Origin of the sequence: Seonamhaeicola sp. ML3 (assembly GCF_023273855.1) — a bacterium.
Classification (GTDB): domain Bacteria; phylum Bacteroidota; class Bacteroidia; order Flavobacteriales; family Flavobacteriaceae; genus Seonamhaeicola.
Window position 1 is genome coordinate 2,696,888 of record NZ_CP096884.1, and the last position, 15,741, is coordinate 2,712,628.

Below are 15,741 nucleotides of genomic sequence, written 5' to 3' on the forward strand. Positions count from 1 at the left end.
TTTAGTTATAATCTTAGCAATACTAATACAGGGTTTGTTAAGCCAAACAGGAGGGACTAAATCAGCAGGGATAAGATTAATACCTGGAGGTTTAATGATACTGGGGTTAATACTCGTATGGACTAGAAAAAAGAAATGATATGGTATATATAGTTATGATAGTTATAGGTTTTGGAATAGCATACCTGTTTTCAAAACAAAAAGGTGAATCTGTTAAGCTAAATCAAGAAGCTTTTGGCGAAAAATTCAAAGTATTAGTAGATGAGTTGGGCAATAATCTATGGGGTGGAGAAAAATTTATTCTAATGAAGAAAAGTGATAGGCAATATTTTATCCAAAAGAACAAACTCCCGCAAAATGAAAGTCATGTGTCCGTTTTTTATAGACCAAATACTTTAGACCTTGATTTTTATGAGAAGGTAGCTGGAGTTATTGTAAAACACTCTAAAACGTATAGAATTTCAGATTCTAGTTTAAATAATCAAACTAAAATAGCTAATGACTTTGCTAGTGAAGTAAGGTTGTTGGGGAAAATGGAATATTAATGGGTTTCTTAAGCAGTATACCCTATGAACTAGGTTCTGCATTTGAAGAGAACAACATTGACCTTAAGCTAAGAAATGAGTTTGATAACAATGTGAATTTTTACAGTAGCTACAGGTACTCAGAAGTTTATTTGTTTGGGAAAGTATTTGAATCAGTGTGTTATCTCTGGTTTACCCATAATATGTTAAGTAGGATTGAATATAGGTTTGAAATAAAATACTATGAGTTATTTAAGGAATGTATAAACAAGGATTTGCCTGAAGAAAGTAAATTAGAGCCTGACCCATTTGTTAAAGGTAATCCTCTTGAGGGTTATTCTGGGAATTTAATTATTGGATTGGATAAATTGTCAAAGAACTTCTTCATACTAAAGATTGAATTGCATCCAAGAAAAGAGCCTATGAAAAGTTTATATGGTATCATGTAATGAAGGTATATTGAGACTAAACTTTGCAAATAACTACATATTTATATGTCTAGCACAATAACATAAATAAAGGATTAACTACAACTAGTATAGACTAGAATATTAATGATGTGGTGTTGAGTAGAGTATTGCTAAAGGAGATAATTATTCCCAGAGTGTACTGTTTTTTATACTTGGTAGCACTAAAGTTAGAATATCAGATTGAGCTTAGATAGGCACACTTCTAGGCATACATGTTTTGTAATTAGTTTATGAAGTATTGGTATTCTTTATAAAAATAAGAAAGCTTCGAATCCTGTCGCGATCACCACAATCCTCACTAGCAATAGTGGGGATTTGTTGTTTTTAAATGTTTCATATTTTTGCGCTATGAATGATAATTTCGTAAACGAATTTTTTGGGATAGGTATTCAAAATGGAAAAACTCCCGAAAATCTGGGAGTTTTATGGCGCTCTGCTCAAAACTTAGGAGCCAGTTTTATTTTTACCATTGGGAATCGTTATGCCAAGCAAGCCTGCGACACACATAATGCAGTAAAATCGATGCCCTACTTTCATTATGAAACGTTCGAGGAATTCTTTAATAACTTACCCAAAGGCGCACGCTTGGTTGGGGTAGAACTAACCGATGATGCTCAACCATTGGAAACCTTTCAACACCCAAGACGCTGTGTGTATTTATTGGGAGCAGAGGACCATGGGTTATCTAAACAGGCTATAGCTAAATCTCATTTTCTGGTGAAATTTAAGTCTGAATTAAGCTTGAATGTTTCGGTAGCAGGAAGTATTGTCATGTACGACCGAGGCATAGATAAACCAAGGTCTTAATCTAGGTTTTTATCACCAAGAATCCTAAAACAGCGTTCTGTACCTAAATAGTCTAAATCGCCATGTTTTTCAGACCAAAAGCCTTCTAAAATATCTTCAGATAGGCATTTATAAACTACTACGCCCTTAAAAACGTTGTCGTCGTCTCCTATGTAGTTAAAGTTTATAACTAGAATATTATCTTTAAAAAAGCCATAGCCTAGTTGTTCTTGCCAATGGTTTATATGCCATTTTGCTTTAACCCTGTTATGGGCATCGAGCGCTAAGGAAAGTGTGCCTTTGTATTTGTTGCCATCGGCATTCTGATTAGTTCCAATTACTGAATATTCTCCTTCTAGTTCCTTAACCGTCATTATATCTTATACTTTTTTGCAAATAACTACTATTTTTTTGTTACGTACATCTGTCGTGAAAAATAAATACGCAGCACCACCATCTTTAATGCTTAACTTTTTTCTGATTTGTTGTACTGTTTCAGGAAAGTTTCTGGTAGCCACATTGCCTTTGTTAATGCCCAATTTTTTGAATTCCTTTTTGTTGTATGAAACGATTTTTTCAATTTCAAAGCATCGCCCAGGGAAGTCAATCAGTTTTTTAGATGTGTACAAGTGAGAATGTTGATGTAGCTTGAAAATATTCAATTGATTGGCGACTTCAATAAATCCTCCTGATTTTAAAATAGCTGAATTTGGTTCGTATAAATAAGTTAAGGGTAAGCTGAATTCTATTTTATGCTTGCTTTCATTTAAGGTAAAGTTGAACTTTTCTTGACGGTCTTTTTTTAAGTTTACAGTCTCAATTATGATATGTTCATCAAACCCTTTTTCTAAAACCCATAGTAATTCTTTGACTTCATTATTAACGGCAACGATATGAATGGTTTTTACATGTTTCAGTTCATTAATACCTACCGAAAGGTCGAGAAGCGGTGAGGTTTTTATTAGAATGTTAGTGGAGTTTTGAAAAAGTAAATCGATATGCTCGGGAACATTAGGTAAACAATCCTTCAAGAAGAAAACCTTTCCTTTGCTATCGTGCCTTCTGGAAGGGTCTATATAAATCCAATCATACTGTTGATTATGGCTTTTTAAATATGAAATGCCATCTTCGGGTTTGGTTTTTATATTTGAAACTCCCAATTGTTTGTAGTTATGTTTAACTATAGTAGATAATTTGGGATTTATTTCACAATGAACAACGTCTTTGAATAGTTTTGAAAAGTAAAAACAGTCTACACCAAACCCTCCCGTTAAATCGATAATGGAATTTCCAGAAACTAATTGAGATTTATATCTCGCTGTAATTTCTGAAGATGTTTGTTCAATATTCAGTTTATTGGGAAAATAGATGTTTTTATTATTAAACCAGGTTGGTAATTTGCTTTCACAACGCTTTTTGGCTTCTATTTGTTCAATGATATCTTTGGTTTCAACGGCTTTAAACGAAGTGCCTTTGAGTAGAAGCGACGTAATATCTGCATTCAAATGATCTGAAATAAAATCTTGAATTTCAGTATTTAAAATTGAAGTATTCAAAACAGGCTATAAATCCTTAGTGAGTTTTTTTACGATTTTGTTTTCAGATAAGAACTCCTTTAAAATCACTTTAATGGCCGTGTAGGCAGGAACCGCAATGATAAGCCCTAAAACCCCAAATAGAATTCCAGCAATTAAAATGACCAAGAATATCTCTAGCGGATGTGATTTTACGCTTTTTGAAAAAATAATGGGCTGACTGGCAAAATTATCAACTAATTGGCCAATGGCAATTACCAAGAGCACCCAAGTCGTTTTGGGGACAATGATTTCAGAAAAACTCTGTCCTAAATGACTGGTCATTGTTAAAGTAATCATCAAGAATGCGCCAATAAGCGGTCCCACATAGGGTATTAAGTTCAACAAGGCGCATAAAAAAGCGATTACCACAGCGTTTTCAACACCAATAATTAATAACCCTATCATGTAAATGATGAAGAGAATAAGAATTTGAAATATCAATCCAACGAAATATCTTGATAGTAAATCTTTAATTTTTTCGGATGACGCGTTCCAGCGATTTTCTTTGTTGTCTGGTATTAAGGTTAGGATACTGTTTTCGAACAATCTGCTGTCTTTCAAAAAGAAAAAAGATATAAAAAGTACCGAAAATAAGCCTATGCTAAAACTTCCTAGTCCGCTAACAATAGAATTGAGAAAGTTGGGTATGAATGAAAAATCAAGTTTAGAAAATAGGTTGGAATCTTTTAGAGACTGTTCCACATCTATTTGATGAAAATCGAAATACGTTACTATTTCGGCATAAAGATCCTCTATATTGTCTTGAAGCTCTGAGGTGTTTAGTAATGAAAGTTTCTGTCCTTGGTCTAAGATAAGCGGTATAAATAAACTGACTAAACCTGCTATTATGGCTAAAAACAAAATCATGGTAGCTACAACAGCAAATGTGTTTTTAAACTTTAATTTACGTCTTAAAAACAACACTATGGGTCTGCCAATAAGCGAAATAACAGCGGCTATAGCAACATAACCAATAACCGATTGTATTTGGTAAAGAAAGTAAAGCACGAGAACGATTCCACAGATTATTGCAATGGATCTAAGTATACCGTTTGAGATGATTTTGGAATTCATTTAGTAAATATAACAACTATTTCTTGTCATTGCGAACCATAGAGAAGCAATCTTTTTCAATTAAGAGATTATAACGAAGCAAGCTCCTCACAATGACGTTACAGCAACTGTTTGGTGATTTCATAAAGAGCTATATTCGTGGCTTGAACCACATTCATACTGCTATTTTGACCATACATATTAATGTGGATAATAGTATCAGATTCATTTAAAATAGCTTCTGAAACTCCGAAATTTTCATCACCAGCAACAAGAGCAATTGGGGCTTCAGCAGAAAATTTAGCGGAATGAACAGGTACGCTATTTTCGGTTATTTCCAAAGATAGAATTTGATATCCCTCGGATTTTAGTTCTTTAGCTACAGCTAAAGCAGAATCTCTAATTTCAAAATCAACCGATTTCTCGGTGGCTCTTGAGGTTTTCATCATTTTTCTTCCCAATGGTATGTCCTCCCCACAAAGTATGAGTTTCTCAACGCCAAAAGCATCACAGATTCTAAATAAACTGCCAATGTTTGGAGCGTTGGTAATATTGTTGCAAACTACTGTAATGGGAAACGTGCGCGTTGTAAAGTCGGTATTATAATGAGTTAACTGCATTTTCAGTGTTCAGTATTCAGTGTTCAGTATTCAGTAGATAGTGTGAGTGTTGAATTTGTAATTATTTCCTTAGCGTCTTTGTGTCTTTGCGAGAAAAACATCAGTTTTTAAATGCGTATTTCACAATGTTTGCCCCCATTTTAAGTGCTTTTTCTCTAACCTCAAATGGGTCGTTGTGAACCGATTCATCCTCCCAACCATCACCTAAATCACTTTCATAAGTAAATAAAAGCACTAATCTGTCTTCATGAAAAATGCCAAAGGCCTGTGGTCTCTTGCCATCATGTTCATGTATTTTAGGTAGTCCATTCGGGAATTTGAACGCAGCATTAAATATGGGATGGGTTACTGGCAGCTCCATGAGTTCTTTTCCTGGAAACACTTTTTTAAGTTCTTGAGTAATATAAGGTTCCATACCGTAGTTATCGTCTATATGTAAAAAACCTCCCGAGGTTAAATAGTTTCTTAAGTTTTCGGCATCTTCTTCACTAAAAAACACATTGCCATGCCCAGTCATATGCAATAAGGGATATTGAAAAATATCTGTACTACCAACTTCTACGCTTTGCGGATTACCTTCAAGTTTAGTGTTAATATTGTTATTGCAAAACGCGATAAGATTAGGTAATGCCGTAGGGTTACTATACCAATCTCCGCCACCTTGGTATTTTAGAACGGCGAGTTCTTGCGCCAGACAACTACTTACAGATAATATGAATACGATTAGTATTGTAAGATTTTTTAAAGAAAACGTACTAAATCTCATATCCCAAAAATACATGAATTTTTTATTTGAAATTCAAAAAAGTAAGGGAAGCCTAAAAAGATTGAAATCTATGAAAAACCTAATAGTTATAATAATAACGTTGTTCTTTTTTATGGGGCAACCTCCAACAGCTAAAGATAAGCCTTTGATAGTTTTAGAACTCTTCACTTCCCAAGGTTGCTCAAGTTGTATGCCAGCCGATGAATTACTAAAAGCCGTAAAGGATAACTATGGTGACGAAATAATTGTATTGTCATATCATGTGGACTATTGGAGTTACATAGGTTGGAAAGACCCTTTTAGTCAAAAAAACTTTAGCCAAAAACAACGCCTATATGGAAACAAGTTTAAAAGTCGAAGTATTTATACGCCGCAAGTAGTGATTAATGGGAGAGAACACTTTGTGGGTTCTAACCAGTCTATAATGAATCATAAACTTGCTCATTATGGAAAGGAAAAGGCAGAAGCCGAAATCAAATTGCATAATCTCAAACAAAATGGTGAAACTTGGAGTTTTCAATATAGCATTAATGGTAACATCGATAATAAAAGGTTACGAGTAGCTTTATTAATTAAACACAGAGAGACTGTTGTAAAAAGAGGTGAAAATAGTAATAGGATACTTCAAAACGCCAACATTGTGGTTAAAGAAACCTACATCGATTTAGCAGAGAGTTTTGGAAACTCGCACATAACTATTCCAAATATTGTTAAGCCAGAAGATGAACTTTATTTAATTGGTTTAATAGAAAATGAAAACTTTGATATTGTTGGTGGGACTCAAGTAAATTTATAATTCATTTACAAATGCTACAGAATGACAAGCCACTATAGCAGCCGTTTCGGTTCTTAATCTAGACGCTCCTAAAGTCACTGGAGTGAATTTATTAGCTATGGCCATTTCAATTTCTTGAGGACTGAAATCGCCCTCAGGACCTATTAGAATGGTGACATCATTTTTCGGACCAAGCGTTTGTTTTAAACTTTTCCTATCTGTTTCTTCACAATGTGCGATAAACAAATCGCCTTTATGTTCTTGTTTCATAAAGTCCTTAAACGAAATAGCATCATTTAATTTAGGCATAAAACAACTTAACGATTGTTTCATGGCCGATTGCAGAATGCGCTCAAAACGTTCAGGTTTTATGACTTTACGTTCGCTATGGTCACAGATAATGGGAGTAATAGTATCAATACCAATCTCGGTTGCTTTTTCTAAAAACCATTCGTAACGGTCGTTCATTTTGGTAGGAGCAACTGCCAAATGCAAGTTGTATTGATGTTTTTCTTGCTTTTCTTTCGCTATTATGGAGACCAAACACTTGTTTATATTTGGTAAAGTTACTTCAGCCGTAAATAACCAGCCATTTCCATTAGTAATATGCAGGGTATCACCAGTGTTTTTTCGTAACACTTTTACTATGTGCTTACTTTCATCTTTAGGAAAAGTGAATTGCTCTGTGGTCTCGGATATATCGGGATTATAGAAGAGTTGCATAAAGCGAAGATATAAAGTTTAGGAATTATTCTTCTTAAGTAAATATAGTATTGTGCTAAATATTGAATTAAAAATGAAAATAATTTTTAAGACACTAAAAACTAAAAAGGATAAACTGTATAATATTATTTCGTATGACAAATCATCAAAAAGAGGAAAACTAGGGTTGGAAGGCTTGATTTTAAAATATATAAACCCCAGTATCAGTACTACAAATATGACAGCTGTACCAACGAGATGGATTTTTGATAATGTTTTAAATAGGTAAATATTAAATTTAAAATGTAAATAATAGATAAACCCTGTAAATGCTAAAACAATTGATAGTAGTAATATTAGATGGAAAAATGGGATAATATAATAAGTATCGTGTACATTTATATCTAGAGCAGCATCAGAGTTAAAATTAGTAATCGCGAAAATAAAGCTAGTTAAAGCAATCAACCAAAAATAGATATGTAGTTTAATTTCACTCATTTAAACTCTTAATAATATTTTTATCGCACAAAGGCGTAAAGTGCTGTTATCATTATTAACTTTTATAAAAAGTGTAGAAAACTTTTTAATTACAGATTGTTACGCTCGTGCCTCGCTCACAATGACGCCGCTATTGCTTACTGCGACTGCCTACTGCCTGCTGAACACTGCCAACTATATTTTAAGCCTAGCCGAGGCCATAACATTTTGTTCAGTAGAATACCCTTCCAAATACTTTAAATACCCCACAATAGCTATCATGGCTGCATTATCGGTGGTATATTCAAATTTAGGTATATAAGTTGTCCAGCCAAATTTTTGTTCTCCATCTTTTAAGGCTTGCCTGATACCAGAATTAGCCGAAACACCACCACCAATGGCAATATGTTTAATCCCTGTTTCTTTAGTGGCTTTTTTCAGCTTATCTATTAAAATGCCAATAATGGTATATTGAATAGAGGCACAAATATCATTCAGGTTGTCTTCAACAAACTTTGGGTTTGCCTTCGTTTCGCGTTGTACAAAATAAAGAATGGCTGTTTTTAGTCCTGAAAAACTAAAATTAAGTCCGTCAACTTTCGGTTTAGAAAACTTAAACGCTTTTGGATTACCTAATTTAGCCCTTTTATCAATTTCAGGACCAGCAGGATAGCCAAGTCCTAGGATTTTTCCGCTTTTATCAAAAGCCTCGCCAACAGCATCGTCTATCGTTTCCCCAATAACTTTCATATCAAAGTAATGGTTCACCTTTACAATTTGTGTATGACCACCAGAAATAGTCATAGCCAAAAAAGGAAATGGTGGCTTTTTAAAACCTACTTCTTCTATAAAGTGTGCCAATATATGCCCTTGCATGTGGTTAACATCAATTAAAGGAATATTAAGTCCGTAGGCCAAAGATTTCGCAAAGGACGTACCTACCAGTAAACTACCCATTAACCCGGGGCCTCGGGTAAAGGCTACCGCATTTAAATCTTCTTTATTTATTCCTGCTTTTTTAATAGCTTGATGCACCACAGGAACGATGTTTTGTTGATGCGCCCTAGAAGCTAATTCGGGGACCACACCGCCGTATTCCTCATGAATTTTTTGACTAGCAACAACATTGCTTAAAATTTCACCGTTACAAATTACAGAAGCCGCAGTGTCATCGCACGAAGATTCTATTCCAAGGATATATACGTTTTGTAAATTAGGCATAGTAGTTGTGAACTCAATTGTGAATAAACGTCTGAAAACATCTGTTTATTCGTAAGTACAAATGTAGTTTATTCTCAATAATATCAATAATTTTAGGGCTATCAAAAAAGGAGTTAAAATAGTATCCAAAATAGCAGGAATTTTACTGCTTCTGTTCATCATTTTGGTGTTAGTGTTGTCTATTCCATCGGTTCAAACTGGTCTTGGAAATTATGCCACCAAAAAAATAAATAAGGAGTTTGGTACTAACATTAATATTGAAAAAGTTGGGCTTCAATTTAACGGCGATGTAGAGTTCAAGCAAATATTTATTGAAGACTATAAAAAAGATACGTTGATAAGTATTAACGAATTAAACACTTCTATCTTAAACTTCAGTAATTTCTACAACAACAGGTTAACGTTTGGTGATGTGGATATTATGGGGTTATTTTTTAACATTAAAACTTACAAAGGTTCTCGTGACACTAACCTAGATATATTTGTTGCTAAACTAGAAGGAGAAAACCCAAAAAAAGGCGATGGTAGCTTTTTGTTGTCTTCCAGTGATGTCTCAATTTACGATGGTGTTTTTAAACTCGTAGATGAGAATAGGGAGACAGCCAAACGTTTGGATTTTAGTAACTTGAATATCAATGCTACCAATTTCCTCATTAAAGGGAGTGATGTAAGTGCACGAATCAATACACTTTCGTTTTTAGATAGTCGTGGTTTATCTGTTAAAAACATGACCACCAATTTTAAATATACGCTAACGGGAATGACGTTCGATGATTTGAAAATAAAAACACCAGAGTCTGAATTAAAGGGTGGGTTGAAGTTTTTTTACAAGCGAGAAGATTTGCAATTCTTTACAGATAAAGTAAGGGTAGAGGCCAATTTTAAAGATTCTAGTGTTTTACTTGATGAACTGAATATAATTTACAACGAATTTGGAGCGAATCAGCGAGCACGTTTTGATGTGGATTTATCGGGAACTTTGAACAAACTACAAGCAAAGTCTCTTAATTTAAGAACGAGCCTAAACACCAAGATAAAAGGCGATTTTTTATTTGAAAACCTCTTCAATAAGGAAGAGAATAACTTTTACATGGATGGCGATTTTACCAATCTAACATCTACTTACACCGATTTAAAGTCCTTACTACCAAATGTTTTAGGCGATGCTATTCCATCGTCTTTTGAAAGATTAGGAAGATTTGCCATTACTGGTAATACTCAAATTACATCGGCAGATGTAACTGCAGATATTAAAATAGATACCGAAATAGGTTTTGTGGATTCTAATCTGGAGATTACCAAAGTAAACGATATTGATAATGCTTCGTATAAAGGAAAAATTGTTTTTGAAAACTTTGATTTTGGTATTTTCTTGAATGATCCTAAAGTTGGTGTTGGTTCTTTAAATTTTGATGTGAATGGAAATGGTTTTGTTTCTGAAAATTTAAATACCCAAGTAAAAGGGGATATTTTTGAAGTCGTCTACAACAATTATAATTATAGGGGTATAAAAGTTGCCGGAAATGTAAGAAATAAAATTTTTGATGGGAACCTAATAGTAAACGACCGTAATCTTCAGTTTAATTTTAATGGATTGGTAGATTTTTCGGAAGATATCAGGAAATACGATTTCGAGGCCAAAGTAGATTATGCCGATTTAAATATTTTGAATTTCATAAAAAAGGATAGTATTTCAATTTTTAGAAGTAGAGTTAAAATGAATATGAATAGCAGTAGTGCTGATGATGCTGTGGGGCGTATTTCTTTTAGTAACACTACGTACAAAAATGAACACGACGACTATTATTTCAAGACTTTTGATATTACTTCAAGGTTTAAGGATAATATAAGGTATATAGACTTTAAATCTCCAGATATTGTTGAGGGGAGCCTAAAAGGGAACTTTCTATTTAAAGATTTAAAGAAATTATTTGAAAACTCCTTGGGTTACATTTATACAAACTACATACCTCACGAAGTAACTACAAACCAGAGTATCGATTTCAATTTTAAAATTTACAATAAGATTGCCGAGGTTATATTTCCAGAAATAGAATTAGGTAAAAACACATTTATTAGGGGGCGCGTAGAAAGTGATGAAGCGCAGTTTAAACTCACTTTTAAATCGCCGCAAATTAAGGTGTATGATTATTTTGCCAATAATATTGAGCTGCAGGTAGATAATAGCAATCCGCTTTTTAATACCTATGTGGAAATAGACAGTTTGAACACAAAGTTTTATAATGTCTCTAAGTTCAATTTAATCAATGTTACGGTAAACGACACGTTATTTATGCGATCTGAGTTTACTGGAGGAAAACGAAACAACGATAGCTATAACCTTAGTTTTTATCATACTATTAATACAGCTAAGGAATCTGTAATTGGTTTCAAAAAATCAGATTTTACGATTAAGGATAGAACATGGTCTGTTAATGAAAAGAACGATAGGTTTAATAAATTATCTTTCGATAAAGCTTTAACGAAGTTCAACTTAGATGCCTTTAAGATAAACCACAAAAACGAAGAAGTCAGATTGTCCGGTTTCCTAAAGGACTCCACTCAAAAAGATATTAAATTAAATTTCAAGAATGTAAGCCTGGCAAAGATTATACCCGATATAGATAGTTTGTCCATGGCCGGACGCGTAAATGGGAAACTGGATATTCTTCAGAAAAATGGTAGCTATCTACCTAATTCAACTATTGTTATAAACGACTTTAAAATCAACAAGTTTCCACTAGGCGATTTAGATGCCGATATTAAAGGAAATGAAAACCTCACCTATTACGATGTAAATGCTACTATTAAAAATGATGTTTCAAAATCTTTTGCTGCCAAGGGAGGTATAAGTGTTGTTGATAAACAATCAGAAATTGATGTAGATCTTACTTTTAACGATTTTAATTTAGAACCTCTAAATCCGTTATTGTACGATGTACTTTCTAATATTAGGGGAAATGTAGATGGTAATGCCAATATAATAGGTAGTCTTACAAGGCCAAGTATAGAAGGGAAACTCAATTTAAAGGAAGGAGGTTTTGGCATACCTTATTTAAACGTAGATTATGGTTTTTCTAATAATAGCACAGTAACATTACAAGAGCAGAGTTTTGTATTCAACAATATTCAGCTTACAGATACCAAGTACAATTCTACTGGATTGCTTAACGGTTCGCTGAGTCATGTAAACCTTTCAGATTGGAGTATGGATTTGGGAATTGATACCAACCGTCTCTTAATCTTAGATACACAGGATGATGGGGAAACTCCTTATTACGGAACAGGTTTTATGGGAGGAGAAGCCAATATAAAAGGACCTACGGATCAACTAAGAATAGATGTTACTGCAGAGACTAAACCTGGCACTATATTTAAAATACCTTTAAACGATACAGAGTCTTTTGGCGATAATACATTTATCCGCTTTTTAAGTAAAAAAGAAAAGGAAGCGAAAGAAAAGGGCGAAGAAATTGTTTTTCAGGATATTCAGGGCTTAGAATTAGATTTTGAAATCGATATTACTGAAGATGCCGATTTAGAAATCATTATAGATAAAAATACTGGGCATTCACTAAAAGGTAGTGGTAGAGGAGGTATATTGGTAGGAATAAACACCAACGGTAAGTTTGATATGTGGGGGGATTTCTCGGTGTTTAAAGGAATTTACAATTTTGCTTATGGAGGATTGGTTCAAAAGCAGTTTGTAGTGCAACCTGGAGGGACTATTAACTGGGAAGGTGACCCTCTAAAGGCTCAAATAGATATGTTGGCCATTTATAAAACACAGGCCAATCCATCTCCATTATTAGATAATCCCATTAACAGAAGTATTCCAGTAGAGTTAAATATAGCCCTTACAGGGGAACTACAACAGCCGGTTCCAGAGTTTAGTTTTGAATTCCCTAATGTAAATTCGGCTGTAAAATCAGAGCTTCAATATAGATTGGATTCACCTGATGAAGTTGAAAATCAAGCACTATATCTAGTATCTACAGGGTCTTTTGCAGGTGGTTTAGATGAGTTGAATTTTTCAGGTACTATTGCCGAACGGCTTAATGGTATTATTAATAACATATTTTCTAACGGCGATGGGAGGCTTAATTTTGGAGTGAATTACGACCCAGGACAAAACCGCCCAGATTACCAAACCAATGATCGTGTTGGGGTAACTTTACAAACCCAGATAAGTGACAGGGTGTTAATTAATGGTAATCTAGCTGTTCCTATTGGAGGAGCAGATGCGGCCAATACTGTTGTAGCTGGTGATGTTCAAATAGATTTTTTACTAAACGAGGAAGGAACATTAATTGCTAAGGTTTTCAACCGTGAAAATAGCATAAGAAATTTTGGTGAAGCTATTGGTTATACCCAAGGTATTGGTCTGTCTTATAATGTGGACTTCGATACCTTTAAAGAACTTCTACAAAACCTTTTTAAAAAGAAAGAAAAAGCTAAAGATATAGAAGAGGAAAAAGACCAAAATAGTACTGCGTCTTCGCTACCGGATTTTATATCACATAAATCCAATAAGCAACCTTAAAAAAGGACTATTTTTTGATGCTTATTATTTTCATTTCTAGAGCGATAACAAAATATGTATTTACTAAAACGTTATAGTGCTGAGTATGCATTAAAATGGCATAAAAGCTATGATTATATTGTTTTTGTTTAGTAATTTTACCTTCAAATTAAAGATATGCAAAGCGGAATGAAAAAAATAGCAGTATTGACTTCAGGTGGCGATTCTCCGGGCATGAATGCGGCAGTACGATCTGTGGTAAGAACATGTGCGTATCATGGCGTTGAATGTATTGGGGTTTATCGAGGATATGAAGGTATGATTGAAGGTGATTTTACCACTTTAAATGCTCGTAGCGTTAGGGGAATTATAAACAAAGGAGGAACAATGCTTAAGTCGGCACGTTCCAAAGAATTTAGAACTGTAGAAGGTAGACAAAAGGCCTACGAAAATATAAAGAAGGAAGGTATAGATGGACTTGTAGTAATTGGAGGAGATGGTTCGTTTACAGGTGCATTGGTTTTTAATCAGGAATTTGGTTTTCCTGTAATGGGTATTCCGGGAACTATCGATAATGATATTGTTGGAACCTCACACACTCTAGGCTTTGATACTGCCTTAAATACAGTAGTAGATGCCATAGATAAAATACGCGATACAGCGAGTTCACATAACAGATTGTTTTTTATTGAAGTTATGGGACGCGATGTTGGTCATATTGCCTTAAATTGCGGAATTGCTGGTGGTGCTGAAGAAATCTTAATCCCAGAGGAAGATTTAGGGTTAGATAGGCTTGTAGAATCATTAAACAAGAGTAGAACCTCAGGAAAAACATCCAGTATTGTTGTTGTTGCAGAAGGGGATAAGATAGGTAAGAATATCTTCCAATTAAAGGAGTATGTTGATGAGAATATGGAAGGTTACGACGTGCGTGTTTCTGTACTAGGACACATGCAACGTGGTGGCGCTCCATCTTGTTTCGATAGGGTTTTAGCAAGTAGAATGGGCGTTAAAGCTGTAGAGTCTTTATTAAACGGAGAGAGCAACTATATGGTTGGATTACTTAACGGGAAAATGGAATTAACACCATTAGAAAATGCCATTAAAGGAAAAACAAAAATAAATTTAGAATTATTACGTGTCTCAGACATCATGAGCACATAACACTAATTAATCTTAGATATGTCAAAATTAAAAATTGGAATTAACGGATTTGGTAGAATTGGTAGAATTGCTTTTAGAGTAGCAGCTTCTAGACCTAATGATATTGAAGTAGTAGGAATCAATGACTTGTTAGATGTTGAGCATTTAGCATATTTATTAAAATATGATTCTGTTCACGGTAGATTTAACGGTACTGTGGATGTTAAAGATGGAAACTTAGTAGTAAACGGAAACGAAATTAGAATTACTGCAGAGCGTAACCCAGAAGATTTAAAATGGGATGCTGTTGGTGCAGAAGTTGTTTTAGATTGTACTGGTATATTCACAACTTTAGATAAAGCACAAGCTCATATTACTGCTGGTGCTAAGAAAGTGGCTATTTCTGCTCCTTCTGCAGATGCTCCAATGTTTGTAATGGGAGTTAATAATGAAAAAATTACTGCTGCCGATACAATCGTTTCTAACGCGTCTTGTACAACTAACTGTTTAGCGCCTTTAGCTAAAGTTATCGATGATAACTTCGGTATCGTTGAAGGTTTAATGACTACAGTTCACGCTACTACAGCAACTCAAATGACTGTAGATGGTCCTTCTAAGAAAGACTGGAGAGGTGGTAGAAGTGCTTTAGCTAATATCATTCCTTCATCTACTGGTGCTGCTAAAGCTGTAGGTAAGGTAATTCCTGAATTAAACGGAAAATTAACAGGTATGGCATTTAGAGTACCAACTCCAGATGTATCTGTTGTTGATTTAACTGTAAGAACTGAAAAGTCTGCATCTTGGGATGACGTAAAAGCTGCTTTAAAATCAGCTTCTGAAAACGAATTAGCAGGTGTGTTAGGATACACCGAAGAAGCAGTTGTTTCTCAAGATTTCGTTTCAGAACCTTTAACAAGTGTATTTGATGCAGGTTCAAGTATTGCATTAAATGATAACTTCTTTAAGTTAGTATCTTGGTACGACAATGAGTTTGGTTACTCAACTAAATTAGTTGACCTAGCTCAATACATTGCATCTGTAAAATAAATTAATAATAATTATAATACTCCACAGTGTATTAAGTGTTTAACATTTAAGACTGTGG

At 34.2% G+C, this 15,741-nt stretch carries 15 protein-coding genes; 8 read left to right on the top strand and 7 right to left on the bottom strand.

The window, feature by feature from the left end; genetic code table 11:
- Positions 1-140 precede the first annotated feature (140 nt).
- The 3 genes from M0214_RS11675 (at position 141) to M0214_RS11685 (ending at position 1,801) form a co-directional block, all read left to right on the top strand.
- Complete coding sequence (locus M0214_RS11675; protein WP_248722742.1) at positions 141-545, top strand: hypothetical protein; 405 nt, start codon at positions 141-143, stop codon at positions 543-545.
- Positions 545-973, top strand: coding sequence for a hypothetical protein (locus tag M0214_RS11680; protein WP_248722743.1), 429 nt, complete (start codon positions 545-547; stop codon positions 971-973). The genes M0214_RS11675 and M0214_RS11680 overlap by 1 nt, the downstream gene beginning before the upstream one ends.
- Before the next feature lie 369 nt (positions 974-1,342).
- Entirely contained in the window at positions 1,343-1,801 is a 459-nt protein-coding gene (locus tag M0214_RS11685; RefSeq protein ID WP_248722744.1) for an RNA methyltransferase, read from the top strand.
- On the opposite strand, the gene M0214_RS11690 is transcribed toward M0214_RS11685, so the two are convergent.
- From M0214_RS11690 to M0214_RS11710, 5 genes are all read right to left on the bottom strand, one after another.
- Positions 1,798-2,154, bottom strand: a complete 357-nt coding sequence (locus tag M0214_RS11690) for a hypothetical protein (RefSeq protein WP_248722745.1) — start codon at positions 2,152-2,154, stop codon at positions 1,798-1,800. The two genes, M0214_RS11685 and M0214_RS11690, sit on opposite strands and share 4 nt — an antisense overlap.
- A gap of 6 nt (positions 2,155-2,160) precedes the next feature.
- Complete coding sequence (locus M0214_RS11695; protein WP_248722746.1) at positions 2,161-3,336, bottom strand: class I SAM-dependent methyltransferase; 1,176 nt, start codon at positions 3,334-3,336, stop codon at positions 2,161-2,163.
- A gap of 6 nt (positions 3,337-3,342) precedes the next feature.
- Entirely contained in the window at positions 3,343-4,431 is a 1,089-nt protein-coding gene (locus tag M0214_RS11700; protein WP_248722747.1) for an AI-2E family transporter, read from the bottom strand.
- 98 nt (positions 4,432-4,529) lie between these two features.
- Positions 4,530-5,030, bottom strand: coding sequence for a TrmH family RNA methyltransferase (locus M0214_RS11705; protein ID WP_248722748.1), 501 nt, complete (start codon positions 5,028-5,030; stop codon positions 4,530-4,532).
- Between the two features lie 100 nt (positions 5,031-5,130).
- On the bottom strand, positions 5,131-5,811 hold the full coding sequence (locus tag M0214_RS11710; RefSeq protein WP_371873494.1) for a DUF4159 domain-containing protein: 681 nt from the start codon (positions 5,809-5,811) through the stop codon (positions 5,131-5,133).
- A gap of 55 nt (positions 5,812-5,866) precedes the next feature.
- Between M0214_RS11710 and M0214_RS11715 the strand changes: the two genes are divergently transcribed.
- Entirely contained in the window at positions 5,867-6,592 is a 726-nt protein-coding gene (locus M0214_RS11715; protein WP_248722749.1) for a thioredoxin family protein, read from the top strand.
- On the opposite strand, the gene M0214_RS11720 is transcribed toward M0214_RS11715, so the two are convergent.
- Positions 6,587-7,294 carry a 16S rRNA (uracil(1498)-N(3))-methyltransferase gene (locus M0214_RS11720; RefSeq protein WP_248722750.1) on the bottom strand — a complete coding sequence of 236 codons (708 nt, stop codon included), beginning with the start codon at positions 7,292-7,294 and terminating at the stop codon, positions 6,587-6,589. The genes M0214_RS11715 and M0214_RS11720 overlap by 6 nt on opposite strands.
- 73 nt (positions 7,295-7,367) lie before the next feature.
- On the opposite strand from M0214_RS11720, the gene M0214_RS11725 reads away from it, so the two are divergent.
- On the top strand, positions 7,368-7,562 hold the full coding sequence (locus M0214_RS11725; RefSeq protein ID WP_248722751.1) for a hypothetical protein: 195 nt from the start codon (positions 7,368-7,370) through the stop codon (positions 7,560-7,562).
- Between the two features lie 383 nt (positions 7,563-7,945).
- On the opposite strand, the gene tsaD is transcribed toward M0214_RS11725, so the two are convergent.
- Positions 7,946-8,971: a tRNA (adenosine(37)-N6)-threonylcarbamoyltransferase complex transferase subunit TsaD gene (gene tsaD / locus M0214_RS11730; protein WP_248722752.1), complete on the bottom strand. Its 1,026-nt coding sequence runs from the start codon at positions 8,969-8,971 to the stop codon at positions 7,946-7,948.
- A gap of 172 nt (positions 8,972-9,143) precedes the next feature.
- Between tsaD and M0214_RS11735 the strand changes: the two genes are divergently transcribed.
- The 3 genes from M0214_RS11735 to gap all read left to right on the top strand — a co-directional run bounded on the left by M0214_RS11735 (position 9,144) and on the right by gap (position 15,683).
- Entirely contained in the window at positions 9,144-13,514 is a 4,371-nt protein-coding gene (locus tag M0214_RS11735; RefSeq protein ID WP_248722753.1) for a translocation/assembly module TamB domain-containing protein, read from the top strand.
- 156 nt (positions 13,515-13,670) lie between these two features.
- Complete coding sequence (gene pfkA, locus M0214_RS11740) at positions 13,671-14,657, top strand: 6-phosphofructokinase (RefSeq protein WP_248722754.1); 987 nt, start codon at positions 13,671-13,673, stop codon at positions 14,655-14,657.
- An 18-nt stretch (positions 14,658-14,675) separates the two neighbouring features.
- Positions 14,676-15,683, top strand: a complete 1,008-nt coding sequence (gene gap, locus M0214_RS11745) for a type I glyceraldehyde-3-phosphate dehydrogenase (protein WP_248722755.1) — start codon at positions 14,676-14,678, stop codon at positions 15,681-15,683.
- Positions 15,684-15,741 lie beyond the last annotated feature (58 nt).